This is a genomic window from Chelatococcus sp. KU-N122 (assembly GCF_055391085.1).
Genome location: NZ_AP043981.1, coordinates 6,757,903 through 6,774,215, shown reverse-complemented (window position 1 = coordinate 6,774,215; position 16,313 = coordinate 6,757,903). Strand labels below are relative to the sequence as shown.

General features: G+C 67.5%; 14 protein-coding genes. 6 read left to right on the top strand and 8 right to left on the bottom strand.

Annotated features, from left to right (window positions below; genetic code table 11):
* Nucleotides 1-42: 42 nt before the first annotated feature.
* The 5 genes from ACZ5PO_RS30665 to ACZ5PO_RS30645 all read right to left on the bottom strand — a co-directional run bounded on the left by ACZ5PO_RS30665 (nucleotide 43) and on the right by ACZ5PO_RS30645 (nucleotide 6,319).
* Complete coding sequence (locus tag ACZ5PO_RS30665) at nucleotides 43-3,201, bottom strand: efflux RND transporter permease subunit (RefSeq protein WP_464186189.1); 3,159 nt, start codon at nucleotides 3,199-3,201, stop codon at nucleotides 43-45.
* Between the two features lie 4 nt (nucleotides 3,202-3,205).
* Nucleotides 3,206-4,330: an efflux RND transporter periplasmic adaptor subunit gene (locus ACZ5PO_RS30660; RefSeq protein WP_464197122.1), complete on the bottom strand. Its 1,125-nt coding sequence runs from the start codon at nucleotides 4,328-4,330 to the stop codon at nucleotides 3,206-3,208.
* 94 nt (nucleotides 4,331-4,424) lie between these two features.
* Nucleotides 4,425-5,210: a polyphosphate kinase 2 gene (ppk2, locus tag ACZ5PO_RS30655; protein WP_464186187.1), complete on the bottom strand. Its 786-nt coding sequence runs from the start codon at nucleotides 5,208-5,210 to the stop codon at nucleotides 4,425-4,427.
* Nucleotides 5,211-5,371: 161 nt separating this feature from the next.
* Nucleotides 5,372-5,854 (bottom strand): hypothetical protein, encoded by a 483-nt coding sequence (locus tag ACZ5PO_RS30650; RefSeq protein ID WP_464186186.1) that lies wholly within the window; start codon nucleotides 5,852-5,854, stop codon nucleotides 5,372-5,374.
* Nucleotides 5,855-5,890: 36 nt separating this feature from the next.
* Nucleotides 5,891-6,319 carry a hypothetical protein gene (locus ACZ5PO_RS30645; RefSeq protein WP_464186183.1) on the bottom strand — a complete coding sequence of 143 codons (429 nt, stop codon included), beginning with the start codon at nucleotides 6,317-6,319 and terminating at the stop codon, nucleotides 5,891-5,893.
* 623 nt (nucleotides 6,320-6,942) lie between these two features.
* On the opposite strand from ACZ5PO_RS30645, the gene trpS reads away from it, so the two are divergent.
* Complete coding sequence (trpS, locus tag ACZ5PO_RS30640) at nucleotides 6,943-7,965, top strand: tryptophan--tRNA ligase (RefSeq protein WP_464186181.1); 1,023 nt, start codon at nucleotides 6,943-6,945, stop codon at nucleotides 7,963-7,965.
* Nucleotides 7,966-8,120: 155 nt separating this feature from the next.
* Here trpS and ACZ5PO_RS30635 read toward each other — a convergent pair whose 3' ends face one another.
* Entirely contained in the window at nucleotides 8,121-9,020 is a 900-nt protein-coding gene (locus ACZ5PO_RS30635; protein ID WP_464186179.1) for a LysR family transcriptional regulator, read from the bottom strand.
* Between the two features lie 120 nt (nucleotides 9,021-9,140).
* Here ACZ5PO_RS30635 and ACZ5PO_RS30630 point away from each other — a divergent pair, with 120 nt between their 5' ends.
* The gene (locus tag ACZ5PO_RS30630; RefSeq protein ID WP_464186178.1) at nucleotides 9,141-9,920 is read left to right on the top strand and encodes an enoyl-CoA hydratase-related protein; all 780 of its coding nucleotides are present in this window, start codon (nucleotides 9,141-9,143) and stop codon (nucleotides 9,918-9,920) included.
* A gap of 148 nt (nucleotides 9,921-10,068) precedes the next feature.
* On the top strand, nucleotides 10,069-10,644 hold the full coding sequence (locus ACZ5PO_RS30625; protein ID WP_464186177.1) for an AAA family ATPase: 576 nt from the start codon (nucleotides 10,069-10,071) through the stop codon (nucleotides 10,642-10,644).
* Here ACZ5PO_RS30625 and ACZ5PO_RS30620 read toward each other — a convergent pair.
* Nucleotides 10,641-11,399, bottom strand: coding sequence for an SDR family oxidoreductase (locus tag ACZ5PO_RS30620; RefSeq protein ID WP_464186176.1), 759 nt, complete (start codon nucleotides 11,397-11,399; stop codon nucleotides 10,641-10,643). The genes ACZ5PO_RS30625 and ACZ5PO_RS30620 overlap by 4 nt on opposite strands.
* 137 nt (nucleotides 11,400-11,536) lie before the next feature.
* On the opposite strand from ACZ5PO_RS30620, the gene ACZ5PO_RS30615 reads away from it, so the two are divergent.
* The 3 genes from ACZ5PO_RS30615 to ACZ5PO_RS30605 are packed head-to-tail and all read left to right on the top strand — an operon-like array spanning nucleotide 11,537 to nucleotide 15,375.
* Nucleotides 11,537-12,079: a (2Fe-2S)-binding protein gene (locus ACZ5PO_RS30615; RefSeq protein ID WP_464186175.1), complete on the top strand. Its 543-nt coding sequence runs from the start codon at nucleotides 11,537-11,539 to the stop codon at nucleotides 12,077-12,079.
* Nucleotides 12,076-13,092, top strand: a complete 1,017-nt coding sequence (locus ACZ5PO_RS30610) for an FAD binding domain-containing protein (RefSeq protein ID WP_464186173.1) — start codon at nucleotides 12,076-12,078, stop codon at nucleotides 13,090-13,092. Before ACZ5PO_RS30615 ends, ACZ5PO_RS30610 begins: the two co-directional genes overlap by 4 nt.
* 30 nt (nucleotides 13,093-13,122) lie before the next feature.
* Nucleotides 13,123-15,375 carry a xanthine dehydrogenase family protein molybdopterin-binding subunit gene (locus tag ACZ5PO_RS30605; protein ID WP_464186172.1) on the top strand — a complete coding sequence of 751 codons (2,253 nt, stop codon included), beginning with the start codon at nucleotides 13,123-13,125 and terminating at the stop codon, nucleotides 15,373-15,375.
* Between the two features lie 15 nt (nucleotides 15,376-15,390).
* Here ACZ5PO_RS30605 and ACZ5PO_RS30600 read toward each other — a convergent pair whose 3' ends face one another.
* Entirely contained in the window at nucleotides 15,391-16,212 is an 822-nt protein-coding gene (locus ACZ5PO_RS30600; RefSeq protein WP_464186171.1) for an isocitrate lyase/PEP mutase family protein, read from the bottom strand.
* Nucleotides 16,213-16,313: the final 101 nt, after the last annotated feature.

The following is a 16,313-nucleotide window of genomic DNA, read 5'->3' as shown; positions in this document are numbered from 1 at the left end:
AAAATTTGCCGGCTTTCCAACTGCTATGGCTGTAAAACTGCTTCAGAGTGGGGTGCCCGTGGCCGGCGTTTCAGTGGGCTTGATCTTCTTGGGCTTGCCCTTGAGCCGCTCGCGCAGGCCCTGGAAGGTCACATAGAGCGCCGGAATGACGAAGATGCCGATGAAGGAGGCGGCGATCATGCCGCCGAACACCGGCGTGCTGACGTTGCGCCGCGCCAGCATGGCCGCACCAGTCCCGAGGACCAGCGGCAGCAGGCCGAGGATGAAGGCGAACGAGGTCATCATCACCGGTCGGAAGCGCAGCCGCGCGCCTTCCGTCGCCGCCTCGAGCAGCGGCACCCCGTGCTCGCGCCGCTCCTTGGCGAACTCGACGATCAGGATGCCGTTCTTGGCTGCCAGCCCGATGAGCACCACCATGCCGATCTGGGCATAGAGGTCGAGCGTCAGCCCGGCGAGCACGATCGACGCGAAGGCACCGACGATGCCGACGGCGACGGAGAGCAGGACCGGCACGGGTATGGTCCAGCTCTCGTAGAGAGCGACGAGGAACAGATAGGCGAAGAGCAGGGCGAAGCCGAGGATGACGGTGGTCTGCCCCTCGGCCCGCTTCTCCTGGAAGGACACGTCCGTCCAGGCACCCCGGTAGCCGGCCGGAAGCGCCTTGGCCGCCACCTCGTCCATAGCCCGCAAGGCCTGGCCGGACGAGACGCCGGGGGCAGGGCTGCCCTGCACCGTCACCGCGAGCCGGTTGTTGTAGCGGATGAGCGCCTGCGGCCCGACGACGACGCGGGCCTCGGCGAGGCTGCGCATCGGCACCATCTCGCCCGCGGCGTTGCGCACGTTGATGCGGTTGATGTCGTCGACGGTCTTGCGGTCCTGCGCCTCCGCCTGCACCTGCACCTGCCAGGTGCGGCCGTACAGGTTGACGTCGTTCACGTAGATGCCGCCGAGCGAGGCCTGTAGGGCCTGGAAGATGCTGCTCGTGGAGACGCCCAGGATCTGGGCCTTGTCGCGGTCGATGTCGAGGAACACCGAGGGCGTCGTCGCGGAAAACGTGCTGAACACCCGCGTCAGTCGCGGATCCTGGTTGGCGGCGATCAACAGCCCGCGCAACGCCTGGGCCATCGCCTTGGGGTCGCCGCCGGCGACGTCCTGCACCACGTAGCTGAAGCCGCCGCCGGTGCCGAGGCCGATGATCGGCGGCGGCGCCAAGGGCAAGGCGCGCGCGCCGCGCACCGCTGCGAACTTCTGGCCGAGCCGCGCGATCACCGCCGGAGCGGCCATGGAGGGATCTTCCCGTTCGTCGAACGGCTTCAGCGTCACGATGATGAAGCCGGCATTGGGCTGCGAGTAGTTGTCGACGAAGTTGAGGCCGATGATCGAGGAGTAGTCGGCGATGGCGTCCTCCTGCTTGAGGATCGCCTCGACCTGCTGGATCGCCTCGCTGGACCGGCCGATGGAGGCGCCGTCCGGCAGTTGCACGACAACGAAGAAGGCGCCCTGGTCCTCTTCCGGCAGGAAGCCGGTTGGCGTGATGCGGGCGAGCGCATAGGTGCCGCCGAGGGCAGCTGCCACCAGCACGAGGCCGATGACGGCGACGCGCACGAGGCGGGCGACGATGGCGCCGTAGCGGTCCCGCACCCAGTCGATGCCGCGCATCAGGGCGCCGATCGGTCCCCGCCGTGGTCCGTGATGCGGCTTGAGCAGGATGGCGCAGAGCGCCGGAGACAGCGTCAGCGCGTTGATCGCCGACAGGAACATGGAGACGGCGACGGTGACGGCGAACTGGCGGAACAGCTCGCCGGAAATGCCGGGAATGAAGGCGACCGGCACGAACACCGACAGCAGCACCAGGGTGATGGCGATGATCGGGGCGGTGATGGTCTTCATCGCCTCCTTGGTGGCTTCGGCCGGCGTGAGGTCCGGCCGCTCCTCCATCTTCGCTTCGACGGCCTCCACCACCACGATCGCGTCGTCGACGACGATGCCGATGGCGAGCACCAGAGCGAGCAGCGACACGGTGTTGGCGGAGTAGCCGATGGCGTTGAGGACGACGAAGGTGCCGATCAGGCTGACCGGCACCGCGATGGTCGGGATCAGCGTGGCGCGGAAGCTGCCGAGGAACAGGAAGACGACGAGCACGACGAGCACGAACGCTTCCACGAGGGTGTGCTCGACCACCTCGATCGTGGCCTTGACGAAGGTGGTCGGGTCGTAGGTCACCTTCCAGGCGAGCCCGTCCGGGAACGACTTGGCCGCTTCGTCCATGCGCTTCTTGACGGCGTCGAGGGTCTTCAGGGCGTTGGCGCCGGGGCTCTGATAGATGCCGATGAGGGTCGCCGCCTGGCCGTTGAGCCGCGTCGACCGGTCGAGGTTGGACGCGCCGAGCTCGACGCGCGCCACGTCCGACAGCCGCAGCACCGAGCCATCCGGATTGGTGCGCACCACGATCTTCTCGAACTCGGGGATCGAGGTCAGCCGCCCCTTGGTCTGGATGTTGAGCTGCAGCTGCTGGTCATCGGAAATCGGGCGGGCGCCGATGCGGCCGACCGCGGCCTGCACGTTCTGGCCACTGACGGCGTTGATGATGTCGCCGCTGGTGAGGCCGAGGCCGGTCAGGCGGTCCGTCTGCACCCAGACGCGGATGGCGTAGTCCTGCGGTCCGAAGAGCTTGGCGTCGCCGATGCCGGGTGTGCTCTTGATATCGTCGAGCAGGTTGATGGTGGCGTAGTTGGAGATGAACAGCTCGTCGTAGTTGCCTTTGGGCGAATAGAGCGCAATCACGCCGAGCAGCGCCGACGATTGCTTCTTGACGCGCACGCCCTGGCGCCGCACGTCCTCCGGCAGCTTGGACAGGGCGACCTGGACGCGGTTGTTGACGTTGACGGTGTTGATGTCGGGGTCGGTGCCGAGCTCGAACGACACGAGCAGCGAATAGCTGCCGTCGTTGCCGTTGACGCTCTTCATGTAGATCATCTTGTCGACACCGACGACCTCGCTTTCCAGCGGCTGGCCGATGGTCGACTCGACGACGGCCGCCGAGGCACCGGGATATGTCGTCGTCACGGATACCTGGGGCGGCACGATGTCCGGGTACTGGGCGATCGGGATCGACAGCAGCGAGATAATACCCGCGATCACCGTGACGAGCGCGATGACGACGGCGAGCCGCGGCCGGTCGACGAAGACGGAGGAGATCAAGGCGTCAGCTCCGCGAGGCGAGGGGCGTGACAGGGCTTGCCGTCACCGACGCGCCCGGACGTAAGCCCTCCATGCCCTCGACGACGACCTGCTCGCCGCCCGTCAGCCCCGACTGGATGACGGAGTTAGCGCCTCGTTCGCCTCCGAGCGTGACCCGGCGCACCGCCGCCTTGCCATCCTCGACGACGAAGACATAGACACCCTGCTGGTCGGCGATCAACGCGGACTGTGGGACGAGAACCGCCTCTTCCGCTTTGCCGCCGGCGATCTGCGCTCGCACGAGCTGGCCATCGATGAGGACGCCGGTCGGATTCGGCACGCTGGCGCGGACGGCGACCGTGTCGGTTCCCCGATCGACGCTGGTATCGACGAAGTTGATCTGGCCGGGCTGATCGTAGGTCGCGCCGTTGGGGAACGAGATCGTGACGGCAAGCGCCTTGCCCGCAGCCTTCCGCTCGTCCGCCTGGATATCGAGAAATTCCCGCTGGCTCACGGGAATGATCACGTACATGGGGTCCTGGCTGACGATGGTGGCGAGGGCGCCGCTGTCCGGTCCGACGACGTTGCCCTTCGTGACCTTGGTCCGGCCGATCACCCCATTGATCGGCGCGGTGATGTCGGTGTAGCCGAGGTTGATGTTCGCCGTGTCAAGCGAAGCCTGGGCGATCGCGGCATCGCCTTTGGCCGTTTCCTCCTCGGCGACCCGCTGATCGCGGACCGCAGCAGACCCCGACTGGCTGCGCAACAACTCCTCGGCGCGCTTGCGCTGGGCGCTGGCGTTCAGCACCTGTCCCTTGGTCTTGGTCAGCGCGCCTTCCGCCTGCGCCACGGCCGCCTCGAACGGAGCTTTCTCCAGGCGATACAAAGGCGCGCCGGCCTTCACCTTGTCGCCCTCCTTGAACAGCACCGCATCGATGAAGCCGGTGACCCGGGCCCTCACTTCGACCCGCTCCACCGCCTCCACGCGGGCGACGAAGTCCAAAGCTCTGGTGACCGGCTGCTTGGCCGCGATCACCGTGCCCACGCGCGCGCTGGCCGGGGCTTGGGCCAGGGCAGGCCCGACACCGGTGACCGAGATGAGGAGAACCGTCAGCAGCGCTGCGGGCCGTGCCGTCCATGCGTAGGACATTGCATTCCCTCGTTGCTCTCCGGCGAAAGCCGGTCGTCGACTTTGACTTGACCGTAAGCACCACCCGTCCGCCTCCGTCAAGCGGCATCGGCGCTCAATACAATTCCGGCACTTTGTGCTTAGCGTAATCCGCCTGCTTATAGCCTCCCGCCCTTTGACGTTTAGGTAGTTTGATCTCGTCGCGCGGCACCTCCTTGTAGGGGATCTGGCTCAGCAGGTGGGAGATGATGTTGAGCCGGGCGCGCTTCTTGTCATCGGAGCGTGCGACGAACCACGGCGCCCACTCAGTATCCGTGGCAGCGAACATCTCATCGCGGGCGCGCGAATAGTCGAACCAGCGCGAATAGGATTCGAGGTCCATCGGCGAGAGCTTCCACACTTTGCGAGGGTCGTCGATGCGACTCTTCATTCGCCGGGTCTGCTCTTCTTCAGATACTTCGAGCCAATACTTGAGCATGATAATGCCCGATTCCACGGCGGCGCGCTCGACCAGGGGCGTGCCGACAAGAAATTTCCGGACCTGCTCGTCGCTGCAGAAGCCCATGACCCGCTCCACGCCGGCACGATTGTACCATGACCGGTCGAAGATCATGATTTCGCCCGCGGCCGGGAAGAGCGGCAGGTAGCGCTGGATGAACATCTGGGATTTCTCGCGCTCCGTGGGGGGCGGCAATGCCACCACCCGGAAGACGCGCGGGCTCACCCGTTCCATGATCGCCTTGATCACGCCGCCCTTGCCGGCGCCGTCGCGCCCCTCGAAGACGACGCAGACCTTGGCGCCCGCGTGCTTCGCCCAGAGTTGCAGCTTCACCAGTTCGACGTGGAGCTCCTTGAGCTTCCGCTCGTAGGCCTTGCGCGTCAGTTGCGCCGGCATGTCCATGGCGCTCCTCCCTTGGCCAAGATTTCGTGTGATGGGATTGCGGTTTCGCTTCGCACCCGGCAGCGGCAACTCCCATGAGGCGCGCGGGGTCGTATGAGCTTCATGGCAATCGAGCCCCAGCTCGCCTGCGGCGCGAAATGATCCGCAACCTGAACCTGGCGTCAGTCCCAGTTCAGGAAGAAACCGACATCGCCCGGCAGGCCGCCCGGCCAGTCGATGATCGTCGCCTTCAGCCTGAAGTGCGCCGGTTGAAGCTGGTCGCGCCAAAGCTCGTAAGCTTGACGGGGACGGCCGGTGAGCGTGTCCGGCCAGCCGGCTTCTGCATTGTTGATGGCGCGGCCTTTGTCGCTGCACAGCGCATTGGGGAAACGCATCACCATGAGCTCCGTCTCCCCCCGTTCTGCGGCACGGCGGAGGCGGCCCATCAGATTGTGGACGATCTCGCCAAGCCGCTCCGGCGTCGCGTCGATGGGTTGCGTCAACGTCTTGACGAGCTCGGCCCGGGCTCGATCGGCGCGCTCCATCGCCGACACGGTTTGCGCCGCCTTGGCCATCTGCATTTCTTGCATGTAGCTGCGAAGGTCGTCGGCGGACATGAACGTTTCGTCGCCAAGGACCGCGGATTCAGGCGCTTGCGATGCCATTGTTCTCCCTCCGTTTGGCTCCCGGTGTGTCGACCGTCAAAGATCGCCCCGTGTGCACCTTTTGTAGATGCTGCCTGCGGTGTCCGCGAGGCTCGTGTAGCGGCGCAGTTCTGCGGCGGACCGTGGCGCGAGGATGGCCTTCATATCCTCGCTCGCGACAGCATTGGTGCAGGCGAGCTGCAGCACCCGACGGTCGCCCGCCCGGTTCGCGCCCTTGATGGTGCAGGACGCCAGCGGTGTCCTGAGCTGCTTGCCGGCTACGATGAAGGCGGGGGTGAACGCATTGGTGCCCGCGCTGAACGAGAGCCCTTTGCCAGCCGCGACGAATACATCGCGACAGGAGCCGCCTTGCTCCATCCAGGCGCCCTGGAACTCGCCAGCCTGGGCCATCGCGGCCGTGGGCAAGCTCACGGCGATCAGCATTTGAGCGAGCAGCCGAATACTGCTCCGCGTCGGTCCGTTCACGGCGTCGCTCCCCTCTCCGCTTCGCGTCCGGCCGCCTGACCCCGGTGCCCGAGAACAGCCCCGATCCACAGGGTCCCGGGGCGGGCTTGCCGGATAGCGATCGGCGCTCTTACAGTTGTGAGCTTGTCAAATTTTCAAGCTTGCCAACATGCCAAATCGGTCAATGATGGCCAATAGTTCGAACGACTAATGGGCGTCGCAACTTGCACGGGTAGCATCGCCTCAGGGGGGCTTACGAAGCGGCGTTGAACTGCATCAAGGACAGGCGGGTGGAGTCCTGTCGCTCCGGTCGGGCTGGGGCCGGGGACGCGCGTCCGACGGCCTCCGCCGGGCTTGCCGCTGACGGGGCACGCAGGCCGGGCGGCTGGCGACCGCTGCCCGGCGGTCAAGCGCGCCAGCCGTCGCCGCGCCTTCGCCGGCCTTGCATGGCGGCCACTCGCATGGCATTCACGGCACGTGACCAACGCGACGACATCCGCTCGAGCCTATTGGTGGCGCTCCGTCTAAGGAGCGGCACGTCGTCATGTCTTTTCACCTGACCGCTGCCGCCGTGACACGGTAGGCAGCATTTCCTTCAAGCGACACGTCTCCCGTCCGCGGCGGCTCCCAACCGGAGAAGCCGAATGCTTGCACATCATCCTGAAAAGCCGATCATTCTGACCGGCGACCGGACAACCGGGCCGCTTCACCTCGGCCACTACGTCGGCTCGTTGAAGAGCCGGGTGGCGCTGCAGAGTACGCACCGCCAGTTCCTGCTGCTGGCCGACATGCAGGCGCTGACCGACAACGCCCATGACCCGGACAAGGTGCGCCGCAACGTGCTCGAGGTGGCGCTGGACTACCTTGCCGTCGGCATCGACCCGGAGAAGACGACGATTTGCGTGCAGTCCGGTCTGCCTGCCCTGGCCGAGCTCACTACGCTCTATCTCAACTTCGTGACCGTCGCCCGCCTCGAGCGCAATCCGACGATCAAGGACGAGATCCGCGCGCGCGGCTTCGGTCGCGACATCCCGGCAGGGTTCCTCTGCTACCCCGTCTCCCAGGCCGCGGACATCACGGCGTTCAAGGCCACCGTGGTGCCCGTCGGCGAGGACCAGGCACCCCTCATCGAGCAGACCAACGAGATCGTGCGTCGCATCAACACGCAGACCGGACGGGAGGTGCTCGTGGAGGCGAGGGCGGTGATCCCCCGCGTCGGCCGGCTGCCGGGCGTCGACGGCAGGGCGAAGATGAGCAAATCGCAGGGCAACGCCATCGCGCTGTCAGCCAGCCCCGACGACATCCGGCAGGCCGTGCATCGGATGTACACCGATCCCAACCATGTGCGCGCGAGCGATCCCGGCCAAGTCGAGGGCAACGTGGTCTTCACCTATCTCGATGCGTTCGACGAGGACGAGCAAGCCGTCGCCGAACTGAAGGCGCATTATCGCCGCGGCGGGCTGGGGGACATGGCGCTGAAGCAAAGGCTCGCATCGATCCTGCAAGACGTGCTCGCGCCGATCCGGGAGCGCCGGGCCGCCTATGCACGCCATCCCGACGAGGTCCTCGATCTCCTGCGGGAAGGAACCGCGCGGGCGAGAGCCGTCACACAGGCGACCCTCGACGAGGTGCGCTCCGCCCTCGGGCTGTTCCGGCTCGCGGGATGAGGCGAGGCCCGGCCGTCGATCATGGGCGCCTCGGAGGCATGCCCGGCTCCAACGGCTACGGGGCGCCCGAGGCCACTGACCAGGACCATGGCGTGCAAGTGGGCGCCAAGGGCAGACGGCCGGGTCAAGCCCCGGCCATCCATCCGCTCAAAGGATCAAGATCTTTGTGCAGAGCTGGCGGACGGCGAACCGAGGCCATCGGATGGGGCGGTTTGCTGAATGGAGTTCAAGAGTATCGCGATCGACGTCTCCGTCAGCTCCGGCCTCCATTTCAAGCCGATCGACCGGGCTACGTCGAGATCAACGATCGGCCTGACGACAACGTCCGTTGTCGCCAGGCTCCGCGGCGCGATGGCGATGCCGAGCCCCGCGGCAACGAGCCGGAGCGCCAGTTCATCCCGTTCGGCCCGCGCCGCCACGTGCATCCGCACGCTGCTGGGCCACAGCTGGCCTCGCGGCACTTCGCATGCGCCGCGTAGGACGATCCGTTCTCCGTCCAGATCCGAGAGCGAGATGCTGGATCGGAAACCGACACCGAAGCGATGGGTCGGGCCGACAAACGCAACGAATTGCTCTCGCCACACGATACGGGCGTGATCGCTATCGCTCTCGACGTTGGTCCAGGCGGCATCAATGCGCCCCTGCCTGAGCCATTCCTGAAGGCGCAGCGAGCTGCCCTCCCACAGCTGCAGCTGGGCGTCGGGCCTGTGAAGCGTCAATGTCGCTGCGAATGCGCTCACCTTGCTGCCGGAGATCGTCGGCAGAACGCCGACGCGAAGCTTCGCTGGCTTCGAGCCCGCGCCGTGGAACTGCGCGCTTGCCGCATCGCATTGCCGCAGAATCTCGACGGCGTTGCGATGAAAGGCGACGGCGTTCGGTGTCGGCCGCAAGCGCTTGCCGCCCGATCGGGTGAACAGCGCTTGCCCCAATTCCAGTTCGAGAGCTTTGAGGCCCGCGGAAATCGTCGGCTGCGAGAGGCGAAGGCGCTCGGCAGCTTTGACCACGCCGCCACAATCCACCACCGCAACGAAGAAGCGTAGGTGCTGAATCTTCATCGTCGGCCATCGACCTTTCCTATGATGCGACATCATCATAATCTATTATTTCTATGACGTCCTGCGAAGCTACATTGCTGCCGGTCGCTAGGCGATGCGCCGTTTTTTGGAGGAACCGTCATGGACTACCAATATCTGCTGAGTGAGATTCACGGTGGAGTTGGATTAATTCGGTTTAATCGGCCCGATGTTCGCAATGCACTGTCTGCCGCGATGATCGCAGAGCTTGGCGTTGCGCTGAATGCATTCGAGCAGGATCGTGAAATTCGCGTCATTGTGCTGGCAGGCGATGATCGCGCTTTTGCTGCCGGAGCCGACATCGGGGAGATGGCCGCGCTGGAATCCTTCGCCCAGGTCTATCATGACGATTTCAATGCCGGCGATTGGATACGCCTCGCCGCATGCCGCAAGCCGACGATCGCCGCCGTCGCAGGCTATGCGCTCGGCGGCGGCTGCGAGCTCGCCATGATGTGCGATTTCATTCTGGCCGCCGACACCGCGAAGTTCGGCCAGCTCGAGGTGACGGTGGGTATTCCGCCGGGTGGCGGTGGAACCCAACGTTTGATTCGATCGGTCGGGAAGTCGAAGGCGATGGAAATGTGCTTGTCCGGCCGCCTGATGGACGCGTCCGAGGCGCAGCAAGCCGGTCTGGTGAGCCGTGTCGTGCCGGCGGGCGAGCTCATGGCCGAGACGTTGCGAACGGCGCAGAAAATTGCGACCCTCTCGCAGCCCGTCGTCATGATGATCAAGGAATGCGTCAACCGGGCCTACGAAACGCCGCTGTCCGAAGGGCTGCTGTTTGAACGGCGAAGCCTTCATGCCGCCTTTGCGCTGGCTGACCGGAAGGAGGGCATGACGGCGTTTCTCGACAAGCGGGCACCGACGTATCAGGACCGCTGACGGGCGGGAGCTCCTTGCGCCTGCGGCGCGGGGGGCGCGCTGCGAGGTCGAACGGCTCGGACGAGCGAAAGCTGCTCACATCCGATGACTTCGGGCCATCGAAAGATCAGCGATCAATGCGCCTTGGAAGGCGTAGAGGGGAGGCGAATTGGCAGAGAACACCGATCGCTTTGTGGTTGTCACCGGCGGCCCAGGGGCGGGCAAGAGCACGCTGCTCGCCGCGCTGGCGATGGATGGCGTCGCGGTCATGCCCGAGGCGGGGCGCGCCATCATCCGCGATCAGGTGGCCATCGGCGGGGCTGCGTTGCCGTGGGCCGACCGCGCGGCCTTCGCCGAGCTGATGCTCGCCTGGGAGATGCGCTCGTGGCGTGAGGCGGAGCGCTGCGCCGGGCCGGTGCTGTTCGACCGCGGCGTCCCCGACGTGATCGGCTACTTCGAGCTATGTGGCCTCGCCGTGCCGGCTCACGCGGTGCGCGCCGCCCAGCTCTATCGCTACAACGTCCGGGTGTTCATCGCGCCGCCGTGGCCGGAGATCTACGCGCAGGACGGCGAGCGCAAGCAGTCGCTCGACGAGGCTGCGCGCACTCACGACGCGATGGTCGCCGTCTACGGCCGCCTGGGCTACGAGCTGGTGGCGCTGCCGCGCGCCTCGGTCGAGGAGCGGGTCAGCTTCGTGCGGGCCTCGCTGGGCCCGGGCGGGGGCCACGCAGCGATGTCGGCCTAGCGACCCCCGGCGACGCGCAGGATGGCGCCTGTCACGTAGCTCGCCGCGTCCGACAACAGGAACAGGATGGTGCTCGCCACTTCGTCGGCACTGCCTTCGCGGCCGATGGGGACGTTGCCCTTGAGCCGCTCCAGCCGGTCCGGCGCGCCGGCCGTGGCATGGATCTCCGTATCGATCAGCCCGGGCGCCACGGCGTTGACGCGGATGCCGTCGGGGCCGAGCTCCTTGCTCAGCCCGATGGTGAAGGAGTCGATCGCCCCCTTGCTCGCCGCGTACCAGACGAAATCGCCGGGGCCGCCCAGCGTGGCAGCGGCGGAGCTCAGATTGACGATGGCGCCGCCGGCGCCGCCCTGGCGCGTCGACAGGCGCGGAATCGCTTCGCGCGCCACCAGGATGGCGCCGGTGACGTTCACCTGGATGCAGTCCGCGATCATGTCCGGCGAGGCCGCTGCCAGCGGCCCGACGCGGCCGGTGACACCAGCGTTGTTGACCAGCGCCGTGATGCGGCCGAGGCCCGCGTCCACCTCGGCGAACATGCGGAGGATATCGCCCGGGCGGCCGGTGTCCGCCTGCACCGCCAGTGCCCGCCGGCCTTTGGCGCGGATCGCGTCGGCCACCCGGGCGGCGGCCGCCGCGTCGTGGCGATAGGACACGGCCACGTCGAACCCGTGAGCCGCTGCCTGGAGCGCCGTCGCGGCGCCGATGCCGCGCGAGCCGCCGGTGATCAGTACAATCCTGCTCGTCGCCTCGGTCATCGTCTGCGCCTTCTCTCGACGGCTCGGCCACCGAGGCCGGAACCTTATGCCCGGATCGCGGATTTCTACTCTGGGAACATTATAAACTGCGCCGCAACCCGGACGCAGCCCCTTACCATACCCGCAGGATCGTCCCCATGCTGCAGCGAACCGATGCCTCGCAGCGAGGCGAATTGCACCGGGTCAAGCTCGCCATCAACGGCAGCGCTCAGGAGATCGAGGTCGCGCCGTGGGTCACGCTGCTCGATCTGCTGCGCGAGGGCCTCGGCCTCACCGGCAGCAAGAAGGGCTGTGACCACGGCCAGTGCGGCGCCTGCACGGTCCTCATCGACGGCAAGCGGGTCAACTCCTGCCTGCTGCTGGCCGTCACCTGCGACGACAGGGCGGTGACGACGATCGAGGGCGTGGCCGGCCTCGACCTGGCGGGAGCAGGGCCGGACGCTCTGCATCCGCTGCAGGAGGCCTTCGTCGAGCACGACGCCTTCCAGTGCGGCTACTGCACCCCCGGCCAGATCTGCTCGGCCGTCGGTCTGATCGCCGAAGGCCACGCTCACAGCCGCGACGAGGTGCGAGAACTGATGAGCGGTAACCTCTGCCGCTGCGGCGCCTACAGCAACATTGCCGATGCCGTCTGGGAGGTCGTCCAGCAGCGCGGCGCGGCCGGGGAGGGTGGGCGATGATCCGCTTCGACTACGTGCGGCCCGCCAGTGTGCCCGACGCGGTGAAGGCACTGGCGGCCAACCCCACGGCGCAGGTCATCGCTGGCGGGACCAATCTCGTGGACCTGCTGAAATACGACGTGGCGAAGCCCTCGCGGCTCGTCGACATCAATCGCCTCCCTTTGAACGCGATCGAGGACACACCCGGCGGCGGCCTCAAGCTCGGCGCCCTGGTGACCAACGCCGATGCCGCCTACGATCCGCGAGTGGTGCAGCGCTTTCCGCTGCTCGCCAGCGCCATCCTGGCGGGGGCTTCGGCGCAGCTGCGCAATGCCGCGACCACCGGCGGCAACCTGCTGCAGCGCACTCGCTGCCTGTATTTCTATGACCCCCAGGTGCCCTGCAACAAGCGCGAGCCGGGGAGCGGCTGCCCGGCGAGGACCGGGGCCAACCGCAACCTGGCGATCCTCGGCACTTGCGAGCATTGCATCGCGACACACCCGTCCGACATGTGCGTGGCGCTCGCGGTCCTCGACGCGGTCGTGCACGTGACCGGCCCGGCCGGCGACCGGCAGATCGCCTTCGCCGACTTCCATCGCGTACCCGGCGACCGGCCTGACCTCGACAATACTCTGCAGCACGGCGAGATCATCACCGCGGTGGAAGTGCCGTTCACCGATTTCGGCCGGCATCACACCTATCTCAAGCTGCGCGATCGCCTGTCCTACGCCTTCGCGCTCGTGTCGGTCGCAGCCGCCGTGCGGCTCGACGGCGGCCGCATCGGCGAGCTGCGCGTGGCGCTCGGCGGCGTGGCCCCGAAGCCCTGGCGCAGCCTGGACGCCGAGGGGCTGCTGGCCGGTGCGGCGCCTGGGCGAGCGGCCTATGCGGCCTTCGCCGACCGGCTGCTCGCCGGCGCGCAGGGCTTTGGCGACAACGATTTCAAGATCGAGCTGGCGCGGCGCGCCATCGTCAGGGCCCTCACGCAGGCCGTCGCCGGCACGCCGCAATCGCAAAGCGACAAGCGCGTCGCCTGAGACGCTCCCGCACAGCACGGAGGAACGGTCATGCCGCCAACGGCGATCAGCCAGGCCCCCGGTTTCGTCGGCCGGCCGACGCGGCGCGTCGACGGGCCGCTCAAAGTCACCGGCCGGGCCAGGTACGCGGCGGAGTACGATGCGCCGGGCCTGGCGTACGGCTATGTCGTGTCGAGCGCCGTCGCCGCCGGCCGGGTGCTGGCGATCGACACCGACGCCGCACTCCAGGTGCCGGGCGTCGTCCGGATCTTCTCCCATGCCGACCGGCCGGCTACGGCCCGGTCGGACGAGGCCTGGCAGGACGAGGTGGCGCCGCCCGGCCACCCGTTCCGTCCCTTCGGCAGCGATGAGATCTACTTTGCGCTCCAGCCGATTGCTTTGGTCGTGGCCGAGACCTACGAAGCGGCGCGCGATGCGGCGTCGCTGGTGACCGTGCGCTACGAGGTGGCGCAGCACCGCACGGACCTGCAGCGCGAGCGCGGGAGCTCATACGACCCGCCGGAGAAGCGCGCCGGTATCCCGCCGCCGCCGGCCCCACGGGGCGACTTCGCGGCGGCCTACGCCGCCGCACCGGTCAAGATCAGCGCCGACTATGTGATGGCGGCGGAGTACCACAATCGCATGGAGATGTTCGGCACCACCGTCGTCCGCAACGATGACGGCAAGCTCATGGTCTTCGACAAGACGCAGGGCTCGCAGAACGTCAAATCCTACATCACCGGCGTATTCGGCCTGGCCGACGACGACGTGCGCGTGGTGAATTCCTATGTGGGCGGCGCGTTCGGCACCGGGCTGCGGCCGAACATGAGCGCCGTCCTCGCGGTCATGGCGAGCCTCGCCCTGGAGCGGTCCGTGCGCGTCACCCTCACGCGCGAGCAGATGTTCGCCCTCGGCTACCGGGCGCACATGATGCAGACCGTGTCGCTCGCGTGCGATCGCGACGGCAGGCTGCTCGCCGTGCGCCACGACGCCGTCTCCGGCACTTCGCCGTTCGAGGACTACCAGGAACCGGTCGTCAACTGGTCGGGGATGCTCTATGCCTGCGACAATACCAGGCTGAGCTACGAGCTCGCCAAGCTCAACACCAACACGCCCTGCGATATGCGCGCGCCGGGGGCGACCAGCGGCGTCTATGCGCTCGAGGCCGCCATGGACGAGCTTGCCCACGCGGCCGGCATCGATCCGCTGGAGCTGCGCATCCGCAACTTCTCGGACCGCGACCGCAACACCGACAAGCCCTATTCCAGCAAGGCGCTGATGGCCTGCTACCGGGAGGGCGCGGCGCGCTTCGGCTGGTCGCGGCGGCAGGCGGCGCCCCGGTCCATGCGTGAGGGCCACGAACTCGTCGGCTTCGGTATGGCAACCGGCGTGTGGGAGGCCATGGTGGTTCCGGTGACGGCCAAGGCGGCGCTGTCGGCGGACGGCGCGCTGGAGGTCTCCACGGCATCGTCGGATATCGGCACGGGCACCTACACCATCCTGGCCCAGATCGCCGCGGACGCCTTCGGCCTGCCGCTCGATCGCGTGACGGTGCGGATCGGCGACTCCGCGCTCTCCACCCACCCAGTCGAGGGTGGCTCGTGGACGGCGGCGTCGGCCGGTGCGTCCGTCAGCCTGGCCTGCGAGAAGCTGAAGCAGCAGTTGCTCGGCCGGGCGCGGCGGATGACCAATTCGCCTCTGGCGCAGGCTGAGATGGACGAGGTCACATTCACCGGCGGGCGGATTGCGCTTGCCGGCGACGCCGGCCGCGGCGTCGGCCTTGTCGACATCATGGGCGCGAACGGCCTCGGCCATCTTGAGGAGGAGGCCACCTTCACGCCCGATCAGGACATGGCCGAGCGCTATGCGAGCTATTCACACGCCGCGGTGTTCGCCGAGGTTCGTGTGGATGAGGAGCTCGGCGTGCTGCGCGTCCCGCGCCTGGTCAGCGCGGTCGCTGGCGGCAGGATCCTCAATCCCAAGACGGCGCGCAGCCAGATCCTCGGCGGCGTCGTCATGGGCCTCGGCATGGCGCTGCACGAGGAGGGCCTCTTCGACCACGACCTCGGCCGCCTCATGAACCACAACTACGCCGAGTACCATGTGCCGGTGAACGCCGACATCGGCGATATCGACGTGCTGTTCGTGGACGAGCGCGAGGACAAGCTCGGCCATCTCGGCGCGAAGGGCCTGGGCGAGATCGGCATCGTCGGCGGCGCCGCCGCCATCGCCAACGCGATCTTTCATGCGACCGGCAAGCGCGTGCGCGATCTGCCGATCACCCTGGACAAGCTGCTCGGCTGAGCCGGCAGGCGTGCTTTAGACGAAGCCCGCGAACAGGTCGTTCAGCCGCTTGCCGGGTGCTCCGGCTGCCAGGCCGGCGAAGGATCCGGCCTTCATCTGTTCCGCCGCGGCGATGGCGCCGGCCCATGCGACCCGAGCCAGGCCGCCGCCGATGCTGAGGCGGCGCACGCCGAGCTCGGCCAGTTCGGCCATGCCGAGCTCGGGCCCCATGATCAGGACGTTGAGCGGCTTGGGCGCCACGGCGCGGACCATGGCGGCGATGTCCGCCTTGTCGCGCACGCCCGGCGCGTACAGGCAGTCGGCGCCGGCTTCGGCGAAGGCGACGAGCTTGTCGATGGCGGGCGTCATCGCCTTGGGATCGCGCAGCAGGCCTTCGGTGCGTGCCACCAGGATCACGTCGGCGCCCGACGCGTCGATGGCGGCCCGGGCGGCGCGGATGCGCTCCACGGCCAAGCCCTTGTCGTAAAGCTCGAATGGGGCGTCCACGTTACGATCCTCGATCGACAGGCCGGCCACCCCCGTCTCGATGGCCAGCGCGACGCTCGCCGCCACGCCTGCGGGCGCGCTGGCGAAACCCGACTCGAAGTCGGCGTTCACCGGCAGATCGACCGCCGCACAGAGCGCGGTCAGATGTTGCAGCACGTCGGCGCGGGTCACCGCATAGTCCGGGCGGCCCGTAGTCCAGGCGAAGCCCGAGCTGGTCGAAGCGAGTGCTGCAAAGCCCAGGTGCTGCAGCATGCGGGCGCTGCCCACGTCCCACGGGTTGGGCAGGACGAAGCAGCCTTCGGCGTGGAGGGCGCGGAAGGCGGCTCGTGTCTCGGCGGCGGGTCGGGTCATCGGAGCCTCGTCTCGTCTGGGGCGGCCGCAGGGCAGGCGTCGCGGTGGGCACAGGATAGCGCATCACGGCGGCGATCGCCGCGGGCCGTCGTCGTCCACGG

Bases quoted from the DNA above. Each gene is read 5' to 3' on its own strand.
- ACZ5PO_RS30660 (WP_464197122.1), bottom strand. From the start codon at position 4,330: ATGTCCTACGCATGGACGGCACGGCCCGCAGCGCTGCTGACGGTTCTC.
- ppk2 (WP_464186187.1), bottom strand. From the start codon at position 5,210: ATGGACATGCCGGCGCAACTGACGCGCAAGGCCTACGAGCGGAAGCTC.
- ACZ5PO_RS30650 (WP_464186186.1), bottom strand. From the start codon at position 5,854: ATGGCATCGCAAGCGCCTGAATCCGCGGTCCTTGGCGACGAAACGTTC.
- trpS (WP_464186181.1), top strand. From the start codon at position 6,943: ATGCTTGCACATCATCCTGAAAAGCCGATCATTCTGACCGGCGACCGG.
- ACZ5PO_RS30635 (WP_464186179.1), bottom strand. From the start codon at position 9,020: ATGAAGATTCAGCACCTACGCTTCTTCGTTGCGGTGGTGGATTGTGGC.
- ACZ5PO_RS30630 (WP_464186178.1), top strand. From the start codon at position 9,141: ATGGACTACCAATATCTGCTGAGTGAGATTCACGGTGGAGTTGGATTA.
- ACZ5PO_RS30620 (WP_464186176.1), bottom strand. From the start codon at position 11,399: ATGACCGAGGCGACGAGCAGGATTGTACTGATCACCGGCGGCTCGCGC.
- ACZ5PO_RS30615 (WP_464186175.1), top strand. From the start codon at position 11,537: ATGCTGCAGCGAACCGATGCCTCGCAGCGAGGCGAATTGCACCGGGTC.
- ACZ5PO_RS30610 (WP_464186173.1), top strand. From the start codon at position 12,076: ATGATCCGCTTCGACTACGTGCGGCCCGCCAGTGTGCCCGACGCGGTG.
- ACZ5PO_RS30605 (WP_464186172.1), top strand. From the start codon at position 13,123: ATGCCGCCAACGGCGATCAGCCAGGCCCCCGGTTTCGTCGGCCGGCCG.
- ACZ5PO_RS30600 (WP_464186171.1), bottom strand. From the start codon at position 16,212: ATGACCCGACCCGCCGCCGAGACACGAGCCGCCTTCCGCGCCCTCCAC.